The organism is Streptomyces sp. NPDC051569 (genome assembly GCF_044454085.1).
In the GTDB taxonomy this organism is placed as follows: domain Bacteria; phylum Actinomycetota; class Actinomycetes; order Streptomycetales; family Streptomycetaceae; genus Streptomyces.
Genome location: NZ_JBITDJ010000011.1, coordinates 119,562 through 138,463, shown reverse-complemented (window position 1 = coordinate 138,463; position 18,902 = coordinate 119,562). Strand labels below are relative to the sequence as shown.

General features: G+C 70.8%; 20 protein-coding genes. 18 read left to right on the top strand and 2 right to left on the bottom strand.

Features of this window, described 5'->3' with window-relative positions:
* Positions 1–76: 76 nt before the first annotated feature.
* The 14 genes from hrcA (at position 77) to era (ending at position 12,652) form a co-directional block, all read left to right on the top strand.
* Positions 77–1,093, top strand: coding sequence for a heat-inducible transcriptional repressor HrcA (gene hrcA, locus ACIBAE_RS18105; RefSeq protein WP_399286144.1), 1,017 nt, complete (start codon positions 77–79; stop codon positions 1,091–1,093).
* On the top strand, positions 1,094–2,230 hold the full coding sequence (gene dnaJ, locus ACIBAE_RS18100) for a molecular chaperone DnaJ (protein WP_399286034.1): 1,137 nt from the start codon (positions 1,094–1,096) through the stop codon (positions 2,228–2,230). It abuts the gene before it with no gap.
* Between the two features lie 209 nt (positions 2,231–2,439).
* A complete protein-coding gene (locus ACIBAE_RS18095; protein WP_399286032.1) occupies positions 2,440–3,513 on the top strand; it encodes a nitronate monooxygenase in 1,074 nt (357 codons plus the stop codon).
* The gene (locus tag ACIBAE_RS18090) at positions 3,510–4,247 is read left to right on the top strand and encodes a 16S rRNA (uracil(1498)-N(3))-methyltransferase (protein WP_399286030.1); all 738 of its coding nucleotides are present in this window, start codon (positions 3,510–3,512) and stop codon (positions 4,245–4,247) included. Before ACIBAE_RS18095 ends, ACIBAE_RS18090 begins: the two co-directional genes overlap by 4 nt.
* A 222-nt stretch (positions 4,248–4,469) precedes the next feature.
* Positions 4,470–4,829: a histidine triad nucleotide-binding protein gene (locus ACIBAE_RS18085; protein WP_399286142.1), complete on the top strand. Its 360-nt coding sequence runs from the start codon at positions 4,470–4,472 to the stop codon at positions 4,827–4,829.
* 5 nt (positions 4,830–4,834) lie between these two features.
* Positions 4,835–5,746 carry a ribonuclease Z gene (locus ACIBAE_RS18080; RefSeq protein WP_399286028.1) on the top strand — a complete coding sequence of 304 codons (912 nt, stop codon included), beginning with the start codon at positions 4,835–4,837 and terminating at the stop codon, positions 5,744–5,746.
* A 110-nt stretch (positions 5,747–5,856) separates the two neighbouring features.
* Positions 5,857–6,969 (top strand): carbohydrate kinase family protein, encoded by a 1,113-nt coding sequence (locus ACIBAE_RS18075; RefSeq protein ID WP_399286026.1) that lies wholly within the window; start codon positions 5,857–5,859, stop codon positions 6,967–6,969.
* Positions 6,970–7,147: 178 nt separating this feature from the next.
* Positions 7,148–8,215, top strand: a complete 1,068-nt coding sequence (locus tag ACIBAE_RS18070; RefSeq protein ID WP_399286024.1) for a PhoH family protein — start codon at positions 7,148–7,150, stop codon at positions 8,213–8,215.
* Positions 8,216–8,229: 14 nt separating this feature from the next.
* Positions 8,230–8,727, top strand: a complete 498-nt coding sequence (gene ybeY, locus ACIBAE_RS18065; protein ID WP_399286022.1) for an rRNA maturation RNase YbeY — start codon at positions 8,230–8,232, stop codon at positions 8,725–8,727.
* The gene (locus ACIBAE_RS18060; protein ID WP_399286020.1) at positions 8,724–10,013 is read left to right on the top strand and encodes a hemolysin family protein; all 1,290 of its coding nucleotides are present in this window, start codon (positions 8,724–8,726) and stop codon (positions 10,011–10,013) included. The genes ybeY and ACIBAE_RS18060 overlap by 4 nt, the downstream gene beginning before the upstream one ends.
* A 119-nt stretch (positions 10,014–10,132) precedes the next feature.
* Positions 10,133–10,492: an MmcQ/YjbR family DNA-binding protein gene (locus tag ACIBAE_RS18055; RefSeq protein ID WP_399286018.1), complete on the top strand. Its 360-nt coding sequence runs from the start codon at positions 10,133–10,135 to the stop codon at positions 10,490–10,492.
* Positions 10,493–10,598: 106 nt separating this feature from the next.
* Entirely contained in the window at positions 10,599–11,261 is a 663-nt protein-coding gene (locus ACIBAE_RS18050; protein ID WP_399286016.1) for a DUF6518 family protein, read from the top strand.
* Positions 11,262–11,276: 15 nt separating this feature from the next.
* A complete protein-coding gene (locus ACIBAE_RS18045; protein WP_399286014.1) occupies positions 11,277–11,642 on the top strand; it encodes a cytidine deaminase in 366 nt (121 codons plus the stop codon).
* Positions 11,643–11,692: 50 nt separating this feature from the next.
* Positions 11,693–12,652: a GTPase Era gene (gene era, locus ACIBAE_RS18040; RefSeq protein WP_399286012.1), complete on the top strand. Its 960-nt coding sequence runs from the start codon at positions 11,693–11,695 to the stop codon at positions 12,650–12,652.
* A 23-nt stretch (positions 12,653–12,675) separates the two neighbouring features.
* Here the strand turns inward: era and ACIBAE_RS18035 are convergent, their stop codons facing one another.
* Entirely contained in the window at positions 12,676–12,951 is a 276-nt protein-coding gene (locus ACIBAE_RS18035) for a protealysin inhibitor emfourin (RefSeq protein ID WP_399286010.1), read from the bottom strand.
* Positions 12,952–13,085: 134 nt separating this feature from the next.
* Positions 13,086–14,162, bottom strand: a complete 1,077-nt coding sequence (locus ACIBAE_RS18030) for a M4 family metallopeptidase (protein ID WP_399286008.1) — start codon at positions 14,160–14,162, stop codon at positions 13,086–13,088.
* A 292-nt stretch (positions 14,163–14,454) separates the two neighbouring features.
* Between ACIBAE_RS18030 and leuA the strand changes: the two genes are divergently transcribed.
* From leuA to ACIBAE_RS18010, 4 genes are all read left to right on the top strand, one after another.
* Positions 14,455–16,215, top strand: a complete 1,761-nt coding sequence (leuA, locus tag ACIBAE_RS18025) for a 2-isopropylmalate synthase (RefSeq protein ID WP_399286006.1) — start codon at positions 14,455–14,457, stop codon at positions 16,213–16,215.
* Positions 16,216–16,450: 235 nt separating this feature from the next.
* A complete protein-coding gene (locus ACIBAE_RS18020) occupies positions 16,451–17,098 on the top strand; it encodes a TerB family tellurite resistance protein (protein ID WP_399286004.1) in 648 nt (215 codons plus the stop codon).
* A gap of 105 nt (positions 17,099–17,203) precedes the next feature.
* Positions 17,204–17,953 carry a DNA repair protein RecO gene (recO, locus tag ACIBAE_RS18015; protein WP_399286002.1) on the top strand — a complete coding sequence of 250 codons (750 nt, stop codon included), beginning with the start codon at positions 17,204–17,206 and terminating at the stop codon, positions 17,951–17,953.
* 13 nt (positions 17,954–17,966) lie between these two features.
* The gene (locus ACIBAE_RS18010; protein ID WP_399286000.1) at positions 17,967–18,818 is read left to right on the top strand and encodes an isoprenyl transferase; all 852 of its coding nucleotides are present in this window, start codon (positions 17,967–17,969) and stop codon (positions 18,816–18,818) included.
* The last annotated feature ends 84 nt before the right edge of the window (positions 18,819–18,902 follow it).

Sequence of the window (18,902 nt, the reverse complement as noted above, 5' to 3'; positions counted from 1 at the left end):
GGCCCGGGGGATGCTGGCACTCCCGTGGAGCGAGTGCCAGGCCGGATACGACGGACGACAGCTGGAGGTGTGCGCGATGCTCAGCGAACGCAGACTCGAAGTCCTGCGCGCCATCGTCCAGGACTATGTCGGCACCGAGGAGCCCGTCGGCTCCAAGGCACTGACCGAGCGGCACAATCTCGGTGTCTCGCCGGCCACCGTCCGCAACGACATGGCGGTGCTGGAGGACGAGGGCTTCATCGCCCAGCCGCACACCAGCGCCGGGCGCATCCCGACGGACAAGGGCTACCGGCTCTTCGTCGACCGGCTGGCCGGGGTCAAGCCCCTGTCCTCGCCGGAGCGCCGCGCCATCCAGAGCTTCCTGGACGTGGCCGTCGACCTCGACGACGTCGTGGGCCGTACGGTACGGCTGCTGGCGCAGCTGACCCGGCAGGTCGCCGTCGTGCAGTACCCCTCGCTGACCCGCTCGACGGTGCGGCATGTGGAACTGCTGTCGCTCGCCCCGGCCCGGCTGATGCTCGTCCTGATCACCGACACCGGACGCGTCGAACAGCGCATGATCGACTGCGCGGCGCCGTTCGGCGAGACCTCGCTCGCGGACCTGAGGGCCCGGCTCAACAGCCGGATCGTCGGGCGCCGCTTCGCGGACGTCCCGCAGCTGGTGCAGGACCTGCCCGATTCGTTCGAGCAGGAGGACCGGGGGACCGTCACGACGGTGCTCGCGACCCTGCTGGAGACCCTGGTCGAGGAGACCGAGGAGCGGCTCGTGATCGGCGGCACCGCCAATCTGACCCGCTTCGGACATGACTTCCCGCTCACCATCCGGCCGGTGCTGGAGGCGCTGGAGGAGCACGTGGTGCTGCTCAAGCTGCTGGGCGAGGCGGAACACCCCGGCATGACCGTACGTATCGGGCACGAGAACGCCCACGAGGGCCTCAACTCCACGTCCGTCGTCGCGGTCGGCTACGGTTCGGGCGACGAGGCAGTCGCCAAACTCGGCGTGGTCGGACCGACCCGCATGGACTACCCCGGAACGATGGGAGCGGTACGCGCAGTGGCACGTTACGTCGGACAGATCCTGGCGGAGTCGTAAGTGGCCACGGACTACTACGCCGTACTCGGCGTGCGCCGCGACGCATCACAGGACGAGATCAAGAAGGCATTCCGGCGGCTCGCCCGCGAGCTGCACCCGGATGTCAATCCCGATCCCAAGACGCAAGAGCGCTTCAAGGAGATCAACGCCGCGTACGAGGTGTTGTCGGACGCGCAGAAGAAGCAGGTCTACGACCTCGGCGGCGACCCGCTCTCGGCGAGCGGCGGCGGCGGTGCGGGCGGCTTCGGAGCCGGTGGCTTCGGCAACTTCTCGGACATCATGGACGCGTTCTTCGGTACGGCGTCGCAGCGCGGCCCGAGGTCGCGGACGCGGCGCGGCCAGGACGCGATGATCCGGCTGGAGATCGACCTCAACGAGTCGGCCTTCGGCACGACCAAGGACATCCAGGTCGACACGGCGGTCGTCTGCACGACCTGCTCGGGTGAGGGCGCGGCCCCCGGTACCTCGGCGCAGACCTGTGACATGTGCCGCGGCCGTGGCGAGGTCTCGCAGGTCACCCGGTCCTTCCTGGGCCAGGTCATGACGTCGCGGCCGTGCCCGCAGTGCCAGGGCTTCGGCACGGTCGTGCCGACCCCCTGCCCCGAGTGCGCGGGCGACGGGCGCGTGCGCTCCCGCCGTACGCTCACGGTCAAGATCCCGGCGGGTGTCGACAACGGCACCCGGATCCAGCTCGCGGGTGAGGGCGAGGTCGGCCCCGGCGGCGGCCCCGCCGGTGACCTGTATGTCGAGATCCACGAGCTGCCGCACGCGATGTTCCAGCGGCGCGGCGACGACCTGCACTGCACGGTGACCATTCCGATGACGGCGGCGTCGCTGGGCACGAAGTGCCCGCTGGAGACGCTGGACGGCCTGGAGGAGATCGACGTCCGTCCGGGCACGCAGTCCGGCCAGTCGATCCCGCTGCACGGACGCGGCATCACGCACCTGCGGGGTGGCGGCCGGGGCGACCTGATCGTGCACGTCGAGGTGATGACGCCGTCGAAGCTCGACCCGGAGCAGGAACGGCTGCTGCGCGAGCTGGCGAAACTGCGCGGCGAGGAACGGCCCACGGGCCAGTTCCAGCCGGGGCAGCAGGGATTGTTCTCGCGGTTGAAGGACGCGTTCAACGGGCGGTAGGCGGGTGCGGCCGGGGTTTCGGGGGTTGTCCCCCGGCGGGCGCGGTCAGCCGGGGGACCAGGGATTGTTCTCGCGGTTGAAGGACGCGTTCAACGGCCGGTAGGCGGGTGTGCGGCCGGGGGGTCGGGGCTTTGTGCCCCCGGCCCCCCGGCCGCTTTTCCCGGTGGACCGGATTCGAAGCTGTCCGGGCGACGTGGCACGATGCTCGCATGTCCTCCGCACTGACCGATCTCTGCCGGTATCCGATCGTGCAGGCCCCCATGGCGGGCGGCGCGTCCTGCCCGCAGCTGGCCTCGGCCGTCTCCGAGGCGGGTGGTCTCGGCTTCCTCGCCGCCGGGTACAAGACAGCGGACGGCATGTACGAAGAGGTCAAACAGCTCCGGGGGCTCACCAGTCAGCCCTTCGGCGTCAACCTCTTCATGCCGCAGCCGCAGTACGCCGACCACGCGGCCGTGGAGGTCTACCGCAACCAGCTGGCCGGTGAGACGACCTGGTACGAGACGCCGCTCGGCGACCCCCAGGCGGGCCGGGACGACGGTTACGAGGCCAAGCTCGCCATCCTGCTCGACGACCCGGTGCCGGTCGTCTCGTTCACCTTCGGCTGCCCGACCCGTACCACCCTCGACGCCTTCGCGCGGGCCGGCACGTACACCGTGGTGACCGTGACGACCCCGGAAGAGGCCCAGGCCGCGCAGTGGTCAGGGGCCGACGCCATCTGTGTCCAGGGCATCGAGGCCGGCGGCCACCAGGGCACGCACCGCGACGATCCGGCCACCGACGGGGCGGGCATCGGCCTGCTCTCGCTGGTGTCGCAGGTCCGGGAGACCGTGCAGCTGCCGATCATCGCGGCCGGCGGGCTCATGCGCGGCGGCCAGATCGCGGCGGTGCTCGCGGCGGGCGCGGACGCCGCGCAGCTCGGCACCGCGTTCCTGGTGTGCCCGGAGTCCGGGGCGAACCCGCTGCACAAGCAGGCCATGACCAACCCGCTGTTCGTACGGACGGAAATCACCCGGGCGTTCTCGGGCCGTCCCGCCCGTGGCCTCGTCAACCGCTTCATGCGGGAGCACGGTCCGTACGCCCCCTCCGCCTACCCGGAGGTCCACCACCTCACCTCCGGGCTGCGCAAGGCCGCGGCGAAGGTCGGCGACGCGCAGGGCATGGCGCTCTGGGCGGGCCAGGGCCACCGGATGGCGCGCGAGCTGCCGGCCGGCGAGCTGGTTGGCGTCCTCGCCGCCGAACTCGACGGGGCCAAGGCGTCGTTGACCCCGGGGAAGGCGTCATGACGGCCCCCGTCTTCCTCACCGAGACCGGCGCACTGCGCACCGGTACGGTCACGCTCGACGGTTCCGAGGGGCGCCATGCCGTCTCCGTACGGAGGCTGCGCGTCGGCGAGGAGGTCGTGCTCTCGGACGGCGAAGGCACCGGCGCGTACGGGACCGTCGCGGCGGTCGAGGGCAAGGACCGGCTGGACGTCGCCGTCACCGAACTGCGGACCGAGCCCGAGCCCTCCCCGCGCATCACCGTCGTACAGGCGCTGCCCAAGGGGGACCGGGGGGAGCTGGCCGTCGAGACGATGACCGAGACGGGTGTCGACGCGGTCGTCCCCTGGCAGGCCACGCGCTGCATCACGCAGTGGAAGGGCGAGCGGGGCGCCAAGTCCCTGGCCAAGTGGCGTGCCACGGCCCGGGAGGCGGGCAAGCAGTCCCGCCGACTCCGCTTCCCCGAGGTCACCGGGGTGATGACGCTGAAGCAGGTCGCCGCACTGATCGCGGACGCGGACTTCGCGGCCGTACTGCACGAGGACGGCAGCGAACCGCTGGCCACCGTGCCGCTGCCCGCCGAAGGGTCGATCGTGCTGGTCGTCGGGCCCGAAGGGGGCGTGACCCCGGAGGAGCTGGCGGCGTTCGCGGCGGCCGGTGCCAAGCCCTACCGGCTGGGCAGCAGTGTGCTGCGTACCTCCACGGCCGGAACGGCGGCCACGGCCCTCCTGCTGGGCCGCACCGGCCGCTGGTCCTGACGGACCGGCTCGGCCGGGCGCGCGCGCGTTTCCTGGTACGGGCCGCCGTTCCTGCCTGACAGCGCGGCGGCCTGACGGCGCGGCGGCCTGACAGCGCGGCGGCCTGACGGCGCGGCGGCCTGACGGCGCGGCGCGCGGTGGCGCGGATAGCATGCGTCCGGACGGATCGTCATGATCGTCAGCTCACCGGCGGCGACCGCCGGATTCGAGGAGGCCCGGACCATGGCCGGAGAACCACAGGCCGACTGCCTGTTCTGCAAGATCGTCGCGGGGGACGTGCCGGCCACCATCGTCCACGAGACGGCGACCACCGTCGCCTTCCGGGACATAAACCCGCAGGCCCCGACGCATGTCCTGGTCATCCCCCGGGCGCACTACCCGGACGCCGCCACCCTCGCCGCCGCCGAACCGGCCGTCGCCGCCGACGTGCTGAGCGCGGCGGCCGAGGTCGCCGCTCAGGAGAAGGCCGACAGCACCGGCTACCGGATCGTGTTCAACACCGGTGCCGGCGCCGGGCAGACCGTCTTCCACGCGCACGCCCACGTCCTCGGCGGCCGGGGTCTCAACTGGCCTCCCGGGTAGTCGTCTTGTCGCCGCGAGAACTGGTGGTGCTGGGCACCGCGAGCCAGGTGCCCACCCGTCACCGCAACCACAACGGCTATCTGCTCCGCTGGGACGGCGAGGGCCTCCTCTTCGACCCGGGCGAGGGCACCCAGCGTCAGATGCTGCGTGCCGGGGTCGCCGCGCACGACATCAACCGCCTCTGTGTCACGCACTTCCACGGCGACCACTCGCTCGGGGTGGCCGGCGTGATCCAGCGCATCAACCTGGACCAGGTGCCGCACGAGATCACCGCGCACTATCCGGCGAGCGGACAGCACTTCTTCGACCGGCTGCGCTACGCGACGGCGTACCGCGAGACCGTCGCGCTGACCGAGACGCCGGTGAGCGGCGAGGGCGGTGTCCTCGCCGCCACCCCTGCCTACACCCTGGAGGCGCGGCGGCTCTCCCACCCCGTCGAGTCGTACGGCTACCGCCTCACCGAGCCGGACGGGCGCCGGATGCTGCCCGCACGGCTGGCCGCGCACGGCATCGCGGGGCCCGACGTGGGGCGGCTCCAGCGCGAGGGTGTGCTGAACGGCGTCACCCTGGACGAGGTCAGCGAGGCCCGCCGGGGCCAGCGGTTCGCGTTCGTCATGGACACCCGGCTCTGCGACGGGGTGTACGCGCTGGCCGAGGCGTGCGACATGCTCGTCATCGAGTCGACGTTCCTCGACGAGGACGAGCGGCTGGCGACCGACCACGGTCATCTCACCGCCGGGCAGGCGGCCCGGGTGGCGCGGGAGGCGGGCGTACGGCAGCTGGTGCTGACCCACTTCTCGCAGCGGTACGGCGACCCGGACGCCTTCGCGCGGCAGGCTCGCGCGGCGGGCTTCGAGGGCGAACTGACGGTCGCCGCCGATCTCGTACGAGTGCCTCTGCCCAAGCGCTCCGGCTGAGAACCCCTGGCCCCGAGGCTGACGGGGCCGGGCGCCGTGCGCGGGCACGCGGCCCCCACGCGTCGCATCAGGCACACTGGCCGCATCCGCACGCGACCGGGGAGCCCGCCGTGATCACACCCAACGGAGACCCGCTGGACCACACCGCCCATGTCGATCCGCTCGGCGCGCTGCGCGCCCCGGACGGGCCGGAGTGCGATGTCTACCTCACGGGCACGGTCTTCCTGGACATCGTCTTCACCGGCCTGGCCGGCGCACCCGTGCGCGGTACGGAGTCCTGGGCCGGGGGGATGGGATCGAGCCCCGGCGGGATCGCCAACATGGCCACCGCGCTGGCCCGCCTCGGACTGCGTACCTGCCTCTCCGCGGCCTTCGGCGACGACCACTACGGCGAATACTGCTGGGACGCGCTGCAGCAGGGCGAGTCCGTGGACCTCTCCCGCTCCCGTACGGTCCCCGGCTGGCACTCGCCCGTCACCGTCTCGATGGCGTACGAGGGAGAGCGGACGATGGTCTCGCACGGCCACGAGGCCCCGCCGCCCGAAGGGGCGCTCCCCGACTGCCCGCCCGGCTCGCGCGCCGCCGTCGCCGCCCTCACCCCCGGCCGCCGTGAGGAGTGGATCGCCCACAGCGCGCGCGCCGGGGCGAAGATCTTCGCGGATGTCGGCTGGGACGAGACCGGCCGCTGGGATCTGGCGGGCCTGGCCGATCTGGAGTACTGCGAGGCGTTCCTGCCCAACGCCGAGGAGGCCATGCGCTACACCCGTACCGACTGCCCCCGGGCCGCCGCGAGGAAGCTCGCCGAGCGGGTGCCGGTCGCGGTCGTCACGCTGGGCGCGGAAGGCGCGTACGCCGTGGACGGTGCCACGGGCGAGACCGCCGAGGTCCCGGCCATCGCGGTGGAGACGCTGGATCCGACGGGCGCGGGCGATGTCTTCGTCGCCGGATTCGTCACCGGCACGCTCGCCGGCTGGCCGCTCGCGGACCGGCTGGCCTTCGCCGGGCTGACCGCCGCGCTGTCCGTCCAGGAATTCGGCGGCTCGCTCTCGGCACCCGGCTGGTCCGAGGTCGCGGCCTGGTGGGAATCCGTCCAGGACTGCCCCGACCAGGACCCGGCGGAGCTGCGGCGCTACGCCTTCATGACGGACCTGCTGCCCGCGCCGATCCGGCCGTGGCCGCTGCGCAGGGCCGTCCCCACCATCGGATTCCGGCGCGCGGGCTGACCGGGCGACAGGGTCGGCCGCGTGCACCGGTAGGTGTCGACCGGTGCAAACGGTCCACTGAGCCGAACGGAAAAGCTCTAGGGGCTTGTCTGTGCGGAGTCGTAGGCTGGTACCCCAGTGGTTGTCGAGCAGCGAGAACCCTGCAACGGGAGGTATGTGCAGGCCACAGCGCCGGCCCATGACTCAGACACCTACAGCCCAGACTCCCGCGGCGGGACGCGCTCCCGCACCGGACCAGGCTCGCGCCCACTTCACCGTCCCGGCCAAGCACCCCATGGTGACGGTCCTGGGCTCCGGGGATTCCCTGCTGCGTGTGATCGAGAACGCCTTCCCCGCCGCGGACATCCATGTCCGGGGCAACGAGATCAGTGCGACCGGCAGCGCGGCGGATGTCGCTCTGGTGCAGCGCCTGTTCGACGAAATGATGCTGGTGCTCCGCACCGGTCAGCCGATGACGGAGGACGCAGTGGAACGTTCGATCGCCATGCTCAGGGCAAGCGAAACCGGCGGCGCGGACGGTCCCGAGACGCCCGCCGAGGTACTCACCCAGAACATCCTGTCCAGCCGGGGCCGCACGATCCGCCCCAAGACCCTCAACCAGAAGCGCTACGTCGACGCGATCGACAAGCACACGATCGTCTTCGGGATCGGCCCCGCCGGCACCGGCAAGACCTATCTCGCCATGGCCAAGGCGGTCCAGGCCCTGCAGTCCAAGCAGGTCAACCGGATCATCCTGACCCGGCCCGCCGTCGAAGCGGGCGAGCGGCTCGGCTTCCTGCCCGGCACGCTCTACGAGAAGATCGACCCGTATCTGCGCCCGCTCTACGACGCGCTGCACGACATGCTCGACCCCGACTCGATCCCCCGGCTGATGGCCGCGGGCACGATCGAGGTGGCGCCCCTGGCGTACATGCGCGGCCGGACGCTGAACGACGCGTTCATCATCCTCGACGAGGCGCAGAACACCAGCCCCGAGCAGATGAAGATGTTCCTGACGAGGCTCGGCTTCGAATCGAAGATCGTCATCACGGGGGATATCACCCAGGTCGACCTCCCGGGCGGCACGAAGAGCGGTCTGCGCCAGGTCCAGGACATCCTGGAAGGCGTCGATGACGTGCACTTCTCCCGGCTCACCTCCCAGGATGTCGTACGGCACAAGCTCGTCGGCCGTATCGTCGACGCGTACGAGCAGTACGAGCAGGACGACAGCCGCAAGGACAACCGAAGCGGCCACAACGGGAAGTAGAGCAAGAGCGCACCATGTCGATCGACGTCAACAACGAGTCAGGCATCCAGGTCGACGAGCAGGCGGTTCTCGACGTCGCCCGCTACGCGCTGGCCAGGATGCGTATCCACCCGCTCTCCGAGCTCTCGGTGATCGTCGTGGACGAGGCCGCCATGGAGCAGCTGCACATCCAGTGGATGGACCTGCCGGGGCCGACGGATGTCATGTCCTTCCCGATGGACGAGCTGCGTCCGCCGGCGAAGGACACCGAGGAGCCCCCGCAGGGGCTCCTCGGTGACATCGTCCTCTGCCCGGAGGTCGCGAAGCGGCAGGGCGACGAAGCGCCGACGCGGCACACCATGGACGAGGAGCTGCAACTCCTCACCGTCCACGGTGTGCTGCATCTGCTCGGGTACGACCACGAGGTCCCGGACGAGAAGGCCGAGATGTTCGGCCTCCAGGCCGCGATCGTGGACGGCTGGCGGGCCGAGCGGGGTCTGACGGGTCCGTCACCGGCGCCGACGGTCTCGTGACCGCGCAGCTGATCGTCGGCGCCGTCGCCCTGGTCGTCATCGCCTGGCTGGCGGCGTCGGCCGAGGCCGGCCTCGCCCGCGTCTCCACCTTCCGTGCGGCCGAGGCCCTGCGGTCGGGGCGACGGGGCGCGGCCAAGCTCGCCCAGGTCGCCTCCGACCCGACGCGCTATCTCAATGTGGCCCTGCTGGTCCGGGTCGCCTGCGAGATGGCCGCCGGGGTCCTCGTCACGTACGTCTGTCTGAAGGACTTCGACGAGACCTGGGAGGCGCTGCTCGTCGCGATCGGCGTCATGGTCCTCGTCTCCTATGTCGCGGTGGGGGTCTCGCCGCGCACGATCGGCCGCCAGCACCCGCTGAACACGGCGACGGCCTCGGCGTACGTCCTGCTGCCGCTCGCCAGGATCATGGGCCCGATCCCGCAGCTGCTGATCCTGCTGGGCAACGCGTTCACCCCCGGCAAGGGTTTCCGGCAGGGGCCGTTCGCCAGTGAGGCCGAACTGCGGGCGATGGTCGATCTCGCCGAGCAGGAGTCCCTCATCGAGGACGACGAGCGGCGGATGGTGCACTCCATCTTCGAGCTGGGCGACACGCTCGTGCGGGAAGTCATGGTCCCGCGCACGGATCTCGTCTCCATCGAGCGCTACAAGACGATCCGCCAGGCACTGACCCTGGCCCTGCGCTCCGGTTTCTCCCGGATGCCGGTCACCGGTGAGAACGAGGACGACATCGTCGGCATCGTCTACCTGAAGGACCTGGTCAGGAAGACCCATATCAACCGGGAGTCCGAGGCGGACCTGGTCTCCACGGCGATGCGTCCGGCCGCCTTCGTGCCGGACACCAAGAACGCCGGGGATCTGCTGCGCGAGATGCAGCAGGACCGCAGCCATGTCGCGGTCGTCATCGACGAGTACGGCGGCACGGCGGGCATCGTCACGATCGAGGACATCCTGGAGGAGATCGTCGGCGAGATCACCGACGAGTACGACCGTGAGCTGCCGCCGGTCGAGAAGGTCGGTGAGGGTTCCTACCGGGTGACGGCCCGGCTGGACATCGGCGACCTCGGGGAGCTGTTCGGGCTCGACGAGTACGACGACGAGGACGTGGAGACGGTCGGCGGGCTGCTGGCCAAGGCCCTGGGCCGGGTCCCGATCGCCGGGGCGAGCGCCAGCGTCGAGCTGCCGGACGGCCGAGTCCTGCGGCTGACGGCCGAGTCCCCGGCGGGCCGCCGCAACAAGATCGTCACGGTGCTGGCCGAACCGGTACGGGAGGACGAGCGGGCCTCATGACCCCGGGCCTCATGTCCCTGAGTCTCGTGACCCAGGTCGCATGACCTCGCCCCTCATGACCTCGCCCCTCGTGACCCGGCCCCATGACCTCGCCTCTCATGACCCCGCAGGGAGATCGCATGACCCCGCAGGACGTCAGGACGCACTGCCTCGGGCTGAACGACACGTCCGAGGACGCGCCCTTTCCCCGGAATCCCGGACTCACGGTCTTCAAGGTCGCCGGGAAGATCTTCGCGTTCTGCTTCCTGGACGAGCCGCCCCTGGAGATCGCCCTCAAGTGCGATCCCGAGGAGGCCGTCCGGCTGCGGGAGGCGTATCCGGCGATCGTCCCCGGCCGGCACCTCAACAAGCGCCACTGGAACACCGTGACGGTCGGCGAGCTGCCCGCCCGCATGGTGCGGGAGCTGATCGAGGACTCGTACGACCTGGTGGTGGCCGGTCTGCCGAAGGCGGAGCGGCTCCGGCTCGACCGGGCCTGAGGTACTCCGGGCGGGTCGGCGGACACCTGTACGCTCTTCGGAGCGGCGGGTGTCCCTGCCCCCCCGCTTCCCCCGCCTCCCCACAGCGAGTAGCGAGCAGCTCACCATGACCACAGCCGGCATACCCACTCCCGTCGTTCCGAAGACCACCAGAACCACCAAGGCCACGTGGGTGTACGCGACGGCCGGGGCGCTCGTGGGGGGCATCCTTCTCGGCATCCTCGACAACCTCGCCCAGGGCTGGCTCCCCGGCGCCTGGAACCAGATACCCAACTCCGGCGCCGTCTGGTCGGCCGTCGCGTTCGTGACCGGCGCCCTGCTGGCCCGCAGGGCGTCGCCGGCTGTGGTCGCTCTCGCCGGCCTGCTCGTCGAGAGCGGCCTGGTCATCGGCTACTACGGCTACGCGGAGTTCGGCCGTGACGGCATGGGCTCCTTCTTCTACCCGACCGTCTGGCTGTTCTTCGGCTTCGTCGCCGGACCGCTGTTCGCGATCGCCGCCACCTGGTGGCGCCGTGGGCAGGACGTGCGTCACCGCGTCGCCGGACCGGCCGTGCTCGCGGGTGTCTTCGGCGGGGAAGGCATCCACTACGCCTGGACCCTGCACTACGCGCCCCAGGCCTGGGGCTGCTTCGTGATCGCCGTGCTCGCGGCGCTCCTGCCGGGCCGCACCCTCAAGGAGCGGGGGCAGACCCTGCTGGCCGCGATACCCCTCTCCCTGCTCGCCTATGTCCTTGTGTACGTCCTCGTGCTGAACCACGTCAGCGCGTAACCCTATGCTCGGCGCATGACACAGAGCACGGAGTCCGGCGCCGGCCTCGATCCCGAGGACCGCAAGATCATCACCCTGGCGCGCAGCGCCCGCGCCCGCAACGGGGTGCCCGAGGGTGCGGCCGTACGGGACGAGACCGGGCGTACCTACGTCGCCGGCACCGTGGATCTGGACTCCCTCAAGCTCAGCGCGCTGCGCACCGCGGTCGCGATGGCGGTGGCCAGCGGCGCCACCTCGCTGGAGGCGGCGGCCGTCGTCACCGGCGCGGACACGGCCACCGACGAGGACCGCGCGGCCGTGCGCGATCTCGGCGGCCCCGGAACCCCGGTCCTGGTGGCGGGCCCGGACGGCGCGCTCCGGGCGACCGTCACGGCCGGTTGACGGCGGTCGCGCCGGGGATCTGGTCGGCGACAGGTAAACGATCGGGGAGAATGGGCGCCATGAGCGCTCGTACCTCCTCTCCCGAGACAGCCGAAGCCCCCCACCGGGCCGGCTTCGCCTGCTTCGTCGGCCGCCCCAACGCGGGCAAGTCCACCCTCACGAACGCTCTGGTCGGTCAGAAGGTGGCCATCACCTCGAACCGGCCGCAGACCACGCGTCACACCGTCCGTGGCATCGTGCACCGCCCCGAGGCGCAGCTGATCCTGGTCGACACCCCCGGCCTGCACAAGCCGCGCACGCTGCTCGGTGAGCGCCTCAACGACGTCGTGCGGACGACCTGGGCCGAGGTCGACGTCATCGGCTTCTGCCTGCCCGCCGACCAGAAGCTCGGCCCCGGCGACCGCTTCATCGCCAAGGAACTGGCCGGCATCAGGAAGACGCCGAAGGTCGCGGTCGTCACCAAGACCGACCTCGTCGACCCCAAGACGCTCGCCGAACAGCTCATCGCGATCGACCAGCTCAGCAAGGAACTCGGCTTCGAGTGGGCGGAGATCGTGCCGGTCTCGGCGGTCGGCGACCAGCAGGTCGGACTGCTGGCGGACCTGCTGGTCCCGCTGCTCCCCGAGAGCCCCCCGCTCTACCCGGAGGGCGACCTCACCGACGAGCCCGAGCAGGTCATGGTGGCCGAGCTGATCCGTGAGGCCGCGCTGGAAGGCGTACGGGACGAGCTGCCGCACTCGATCGCGGTGGTCGTCGAGGAGATGCTGCCGCGCGAGGACCGCCCGGCCGACAAGCCGCTGCTCGACATCCACGCCAACGTGTACATCGAGCGGCCCAGCCAGAAGGGCATCATCATCGGCCCCAAGGGCAAGCGGCTCAAGGAGGTCGGGACGAAGTCCCGCAAGCACATCGAGGCGCTCCTCGGCACGCCGGTCTTCCTCGACCTCCACGTCAAGGTCGCCAAGGACTGGCAGCGCGACCCGAAGCAGCTGCGCAAGCTCGGCTTCTGAGCGGACGGTCCTTCCCACAGCCGTCAGGCTCCCTCCCTCAGAACGCGCGCGACCAGCGCCCGCTGTGCCTCGGAGAGCGCCGGGTCGGCGCAGTGGACGGTGTGGCCGTCGACCGTGATCTCGTAGCTGAAGCCGTCCGGCACGGTGCGCTGTGCCGGTCCGCGGCCGTCACTGACCGCCTGTTCCGCGAGGGTCCGCCACGTCTCGGCTTCACCGGCGTCGGGCAGGGCCGAGGTGTCCACCTCGGCCCTGCGCTCGATGCCCGCGAAGCCGCCCGTGCGCCGCACTTGGATACGCATGGTCCTTTTCTAGTACGGGACGGGCGCCCGCGGAAGCCGCCGCCCGCCGTGCCGCCCGTGCCGCCCGTGCCGCCCGTGCCGCACCTCGTGCCGCACACCGCCGCGCCGCATCCCGTGCCGCACCGCGCCGTGCCTCACGCCGTCGGGACCCCGACCTGGGACCACGCCTTGACCACGGCCTCGTGCTCCGGGCCGTCGCCGAAACGGGACTGCGCGGCGGCGACGGTCAGTCGCGCGAAGTCCGCGAAGCTCGCGTCGGCCGCCAGCCCCCCGCCGGTCAGTACGTCGAACCAGATCTGCCCCGCCCGCTCCCACGCCTTCCCGCCGAGCCGGTCGGCCAGCAGGTAGAACGCGTGGTTGGGGATGCCGGAGTTGATGTGGACGCCACCGTTGTCGCGGCCCGTACGGACGAAGTCGTCCATCGAGCCCGGCTGCGGGTCTTTGCCGAGGACATCGTCGTCGTACGCCGTGCCCGGCGCCTTCATCGAGCGCAGCGCGACGCCGGAGACGCGCGGGGCGAGCAGACCCGCGCCGATCAGCCAGTCGGCCTGGTCGGCGGTCTGGTCCAGGGTGAACTGCTTGACCAGCGAGCCGAAGACGTCCGAGACCGACTCGTTCAGCGCGCCCGGCTGGCCGAAGTAGCTGAGGTTGGCCGTGTACTGGGTGAGGCCGTGGGTCAGCTCGTGGCCGATCACGTCGACGGGGAGCGTGAAGTCGAGGAAGATCTCCCCGTCGCCGTCCCCGAAGACCATCTGCTCGCCGTCCCAGAAGGCGTTCGCGTAATCCCTGTCGTAGTGGACGCTGGCGACCAGCGGCAGCCCGGCGCCATCCAGCGAGTCCCTGCCGTAGGCGGTCAGCAGCAGTTCGAAGGTGGCGCCGAGCCCGCCGTACGCGCGGTTGACGGTGGCGTCCGCGCCGGGCTCGTCGCCCTCGCCGCGGACCTTCGCGCCCGGCAGCCGGGTGCGGTGGGCGCAGTCGTGGATGGTGCGCCGGGGCTTCGCGGGCGGCTCGTCGTCCGGCGTGTCGCCGGCCGCGGCGCTCGCCGTACGAGGTACGCCGACCCGGGCGAACTGGCGGCGGGTGCGCCGCGCGGCGTCCGCCTCCAGGGTGCGCCGGGCGGGCCCGGAGAGCGTGGCGTCCTCCGCCTGCGCGAGCTTGTCGAGGAGGTGGGGCGGGACGATGGTGCAGAAGACGGGAGAGATGTCGTTCATGCGGGAAATGTGACAGCTGGTGAGCGTAATGTCACTAGCTGCGATCAAGGTTGACGAAATCGGGTGATTCGTCGCCGTTCTCCTCCGTCCAGCCGATCCCGCATGCTGATACGGACCCGCGAGGACGGGACGGCTCCGTTACGCTTTCTCCATCATGTGTTTCAGGCCGCTTCTTCTTAGCTGCCGCGGCGAGGGCCTGTAGTCGTAGGCCGACCCCCTCCCCGCGGAGTCCGGCGCTGTGGTGATCGCGCCCCGTCGGCCGTCCCAGCGGACATACGAGGAGCCCTGACCCATGTCTGATTCTTCCGTCGGTCGCCCCACGCCCATCACCAACGCGACCCACACCCAGCGGCCGTCCCGGATGCCGATCCACAAGTACGGCCGGTACGAGGCCGTGGACATTCCGGACCGCAGCTGGCCCGACAACCGGGTCACGACCGCCCCCCGCTGGCTCTCCACGGATCTGCGCGACGGCAACCAGGCGCTGATCGACCCGATGTCGCCGGCCCGTAAGCGCGAGATGTTCGACCTGCTGGTCCGCCTGGGATACAAGGAGATCGAGGTCGGTTTCCCGTCCTCCGGCGAGACGGACTTCGCGTTCGTCCGGTCGATCATCGAAGAGGGAGCGATCCCCGAGGACGTGACGATCTCCGTCCTGACGCAGGCGCGCGAGGAACTGATCGAGCGCACCGTCGAGTCGCTGCGCGGCGCCCACCGTGCGACCGTCCACCTGTACAACGCCACGGCCCCCACCTTCCGCCGGGTCGTCTTCCGCGGCTCGAAGGAGCAGGTCAAGCAGATCGCCGTGGACGGTACCCGGCTGGTGATGGAGTACGCGGAGAAGATCCTGGGCCCCGAGACCACCTTCGGCTACCAGTACAGCCCGGAGATCTTCACCGACACCGAGCTGGACTTCGCCCTGGAGGTCTGCGAGGCGGTCATGGACGTCTGGGGGCCCGAGGAGGGCCGCGAGATCATCCTCAACCTGCCCGCCACGGTGGAGCGGTCGACGCCGTCCACGCACGCGGACCGCTTCGAGTGGATGTCGCGGAATCTGTCCCGCCGCGAGCACGTCTGCCTGTCCGTCCACCCGCACAACGACCGGGGCACCGCCGTCGCCGCCGCGGAGCTGGCACTCATGGCCGGCGCCGACCGCATCGAGGGCTGCCTGTTCGGCCAGGGCGAGCGCACCGGCAACGTCGACCTGGTGACGCTGGGCATGAACCTGTTCTCGCAGGGCATCGACCCGCAGATCGACTTCTCGCGCATCGACGAGATCCGCCGTACGAGCGAGTACTGCAACCAGATGGAGGTCCACCCGCGCCACCCGTACGCGGGCGACCTGGTCTACACCTCCTTCTCCGGCTCCCACCAGGACGCCATCAAGAAGGGCTTCGACGCGCGGGAGGCCGACGCCGCCGCCCTGGGCAGGACGGTCGACGAGATCGAGTGGGCCGTGCCCTACCTGCCGATCGACCCCAAGGACGTGGGCCGCTCCTACGAGGCCGTCATCAGGGTCAACTCGCAGTCCGGCAAGGGCGGTGTCGCGTACGTCCTGAAGAACGACCACAAGCTGGACCTGCCGCGCCGGATGCAGATCGAGTTCTCCCGGATCATCCAGGCCAAGACGGACGCCGAGGGCGGCGAGGTCACGCCCGGCCAGATCTGGTCGGTCTTCCAGGACGAGTACCTGCCCAACCCGGAGAACGCCTGGGGCCGCGTCCAGCTGCGCTCCGGCCAGACCACGACCGACACGGACGGCCGGGACACGCTGACCGTCCAGGCCGTCGTGGACGGTGCGGAGACGGTCCTGACCGGCACCGGAAACGGCCCGATCTCGGCCTTCTTCGAGGCCCTGGCCACGGTCGGAGTGGACGCCCGGCTGCTGGACTACCAGGAGCACACCATGAGCGAAGGCGCGAGTGCGCAGGCCGCTTCGTACATCGAATGCGCGATCGACGAGAAGGTGCTGTGGGGCATCGGGATCGACGCCAACACCACGCGGGCGTCGCTGAAGGCGGTCATCTCCGCGGTGAACCGCGCGACCCGCTGAGCCGCGTTCTCACGGACCGGCGCGACGCGCTGACCTGAGCTTTCACCGACCCCGTCCACCGGCCCGCGGTGGGCGGGGTTCGGCCATGTCGTGGCGATCTCACGCCGAGGTACTGACGCCACCTCGTAGATGTGGCTAACATCACGTCAACGCGGCAATGTTGCCGGAGCGTTACGGAGGTGCGCGCGTGCTGCCAGTGTCAGGATCAAGCGGCCGAAAACTGCGCATCTGCGGCATGCGTACGTCGTGGAACACCGTCGGTGACGGGGAGTTCTTCTGCTCCGACTGCGGTGGCGACCGGAACTACCGCCGCCGGACCGGCCGTCGCCGCTTCACCGTGCTCGGCATTCCGCTGCTGGCACGCGGCCGCACCGGCCCCGTCATCGAATGCGCCGCCTGCCACACCCACTTCGGCACGGACGCGCTCGATCACCCGACCACCATCCGCTTCTCCACCATGCTGCGTGACGCCGTCCACACGGTCACGCTCGCCGTCCTCGCGGCCGGCGGCATCGCGTCCCGTACGGCCGTGGAGACGGCGGTCCTCACCGTCCGCGCGGCCGGCTTCGAGGACTGCACCGAGGAGCGGCTGACGAATCTGGTGGACGGGCTCGCGGCGGACACCGGCCGGTGTCTCGCCGATTCGGGCCCGTGCGACGCCGCGCTCGCCATCGAACTGCACGAGTCGCTGGAGCCGCTGGCCCCGCACCTGGCCCCGGCCGGCCGGGAGTCGCTCCTCCTCCAGGGCGCCAGGATCGCCCTGGCCGACGGGCCGTACAGCCCGGCCGAGCGGGAGGTCCTCAGCACGGTGGGCGGCGCGCTCCACCTGTGCGCCGACGACACGGCGAGACTCCTGCTGGCCGCCTCCGGCACGCCGTCCTGAGGGCGCTCAAGGGCACGCCGTCCTGAACGCGCCGTCCTGCGGGCGCGCACCGGGCGGGGCGCCACCGCGCGAAAGGCCCCGGCGCGGATGCGGGAGAATGGGGGCATGAGTCTTTTCCGGGACGACGGCGTGGTGCTGCGCACCCAGAAGCTCGGTGAGGCCGACCGCATCATCACGCTCCTGACCCGCGGCCACGGCCGCGTCCGCGCCGTCGCCCGGGGAGTCCGGCGGACGAAGTCCAAGTTCGGGGCGCGGCTGGAGCCGTTCTCCCATGTCGACGTCCAGTTCTTCGCGCGCGGCGGTGAACTCGTCGGCCGGGGGCTGCCGCTCTGCACCCAGAGCGAGACCATCGCTCCGTACGGTGGCGGGATCGTCACTGACTACGCCCGCTACACCGCGGGGACCGCCATGCTGGAGACCGCCGAGCGCTTCACCGACCATGAGGGCGAGCCGGCGGTCCAGCAGTACCTGCTCCTCGTCGGCGGGCTGCGCACCCTCGCCCGTGGCGAGCACGCCCCCCATCTGATCCTGGACGCCTTTCTGCTGCGCTCCCTCGCCGTCAACGGCTACGCGCCGAGCTTCGACGACTGCGCGAAATGCGGACTTCACGGCCCCAACCGCTTCTTTTCGGTCGCATCGGGCGGAGTCGTATGCGGCGACTGCCGGGTGCCCGGCAGCGTCGTACCCTCTGCGGAGGCCGTCGGACTGCTCAGCGCGCTGCTGACCGGTGACTGGGGGACGGCCGACGCGTGCGAGGCGCGGCATGTCCGGGAGGGCAGCGGACTGGTGTCCGCCTATCTGCACTGGCATCTGGAGCGCGGCCTGCGCTCGCTCAGATACGTAGAGAAGAACTAGGAGACGAGAGCGCATGGCACGACGCGGACTTCTGGGACGTTCCCACCGCGAGTACAAGACGCCCGAGCCGCATCCCTCCGGTGCGGTCCCGCCGAAGATCCCCGCCGAGCTGGTGCCGAAGCATGTGGCATGCGTCATGGACGGGAACGGCCGCTGGGCCAAGGAGCGCGGGCTGCCGCGCACCGAGGGCCACAAGGTGGGCGAGGGCGTCGTCCTCGACGTACTCAAGGGCTGTCTGGAGATGGGCGTCAAGAACCTCTCCCTGTATGCCTTCTCCACCGAGAACTGGAAGCGCACGCCCGACGAGGTGCGCTTCCTGATGAACTTCAACCGCGATGTCATCCGGCGCCGCCGCGACGAGATGAACGAGCTGGGCATCCGGATCCGCTGGGTCGGCCGGATGCCGAAGATGTGGAAGTCGGTCGTCCAGGAGCTCCAGGTCGCGCAGGAGCAGACCAAGGACAACGACGCCATGACGCTCTACTTCTGCGTCAACTACGGCGGCCGTGCGGAGATCGCGGACGCGGCGCAGGCCCTGGCGGCCGATGTGGCGTCCGGCAAGCTCGACCCGTCGAAGGTCAACGAGAAGACCTTCGCCAAGTACCTGTACTACCCGGACATGCCGGACGTGGACCTCTTCCTGCGCCCCAGTGGGGAGCAGCGCACGTCCAACTACCTGATCTGGCAGTCCAGTTACGCGGAGATGGTCTTCCAGGACGTGCTGTGGCCGGACTTCGACCGCCGCGACCTGTGGCGGGCCTGCCTGGAGTACGCGTCCCGGGACCGGCGCTTCGGCGGGGCGCTGCCCAACCTGGCGACCGACGAGGACGAGGACGAGAACGCGTACGGGGAACAGCGGGGCTGACGTACGGACCGGCACGCACCGGCGGGCGGTGGGTTCTCACCCACCGCCCGCCGACTGCCTGACGGGGCAAAGCCTGCCGGGAGA

What these genes read in the sequence shown, in the direction of transcription:
- ACIBAE_RS18010 (WP_399286000.1), top strand. Translation starts at nt 17,967, where the DNA reads ATGGCACGACGCGGACTTCTGGGACGTTCCCACCGCGAGTACAAGACG.
- era (WP_399286012.1), top strand. Translation starts at nt 11,693, where the DNA reads ATGGGCGCCATGAGCGCTCGTACCTCCTCTCCCGAGACAGCCGAAGCC.
- ACIBAE_RS18035 (WP_399286010.1), bottom strand. Translation starts at nt 12,951, where the DNA reads ATGCGTATCCAAGTGCGGCGCACGGGCGGCTTCGCGGGCATCGAGCGC.
- hrcA (WP_399286144.1), top strand. Translation starts at nt 77, where the DNA reads ATGCTCAGCGAACGCAGACTCGAAGTCCTGCGCGCCATCGTCCAGGAC.
- ACIBAE_RS18020 (WP_399286004.1), top strand. Translation starts at nt 16,451, where the DNA reads ATGCGTACGTCGTGGAACACCGTCGGTGACGGGGAGTTCTTCTGCTCC.
- ACIBAE_RS18095 (WP_399286032.1), top strand. Translation starts at nt 2,440, where the DNA reads ATGTCCTCCGCACTGACCGATCTCTGCCGGTATCCGATCGTGCAGGCC.
- recO (WP_399286002.1), top strand. Translation starts at nt 17,204, where the DNA reads ATGAGTCTTTTCCGGGACGACGGCGTGGTGCTGCGCACCCAGAAGCTC.
- ACIBAE_RS18055 (WP_399286018.1), top strand. Translation starts at nt 10,133, where the DNA reads ATGACCCCGCAGGACGTCAGGACGCACTGCCTCGGGCTGAACGACACG.
- ACIBAE_RS18050 (WP_399286016.1), top strand. Translation starts at nt 10,599, where the DNA reads ATGACCACAGCCGGCATACCCACTCCCGTCGTTCCGAAGACCACCAGA.
- ACIBAE_RS18030 (WP_399286008.1), bottom strand. Translation starts at nt 14,162, where the DNA reads ATGAACGACATCTCTCCCGTCTTCTGCACCATCGTCCCGCCCCACCTC.
- leuA (WP_399286006.1), top strand. Translation starts at nt 14,455, where the DNA reads ATGTCTGATTCTTCCGTCGGTCGCCCCACGCCCATCACCAACGCGACC.
- ACIBAE_RS18085 (WP_399286142.1), top strand. Translation starts at nt 4,470, where the DNA reads ATGGCCGGAGAACCACAGGCCGACTGCCTGTTCTGCAAGATCGTCGCG.
- ACIBAE_RS18045 (WP_399286014.1), top strand. Translation starts at nt 11,277, where the DNA reads ATGACACAGAGCACGGAGTCCGGCGCCGGCCTCGATCCCGAGGACCGC.
- ybeY (WP_399286022.1), top strand. Translation starts at nt 8,230, where the DNA reads ATGTCGATCGACGTCAACAACGAGTCAGGCATCCAGGTCGACGAGCAG.
- ACIBAE_RS18090 (WP_399286030.1), top strand. Translation starts at nt 3,510, where the DNA reads ATGACGGCCCCCGTCTTCCTCACCGAGACCGGCGCACTGCGCACCGGT.
- ACIBAE_RS18070 (WP_399286024.1), top strand. Translation starts at nt 7,148, where the DNA reads ATGACTCAGACACCTACAGCCCAGACTCCCGCGGCGGGACGCGCTCCC.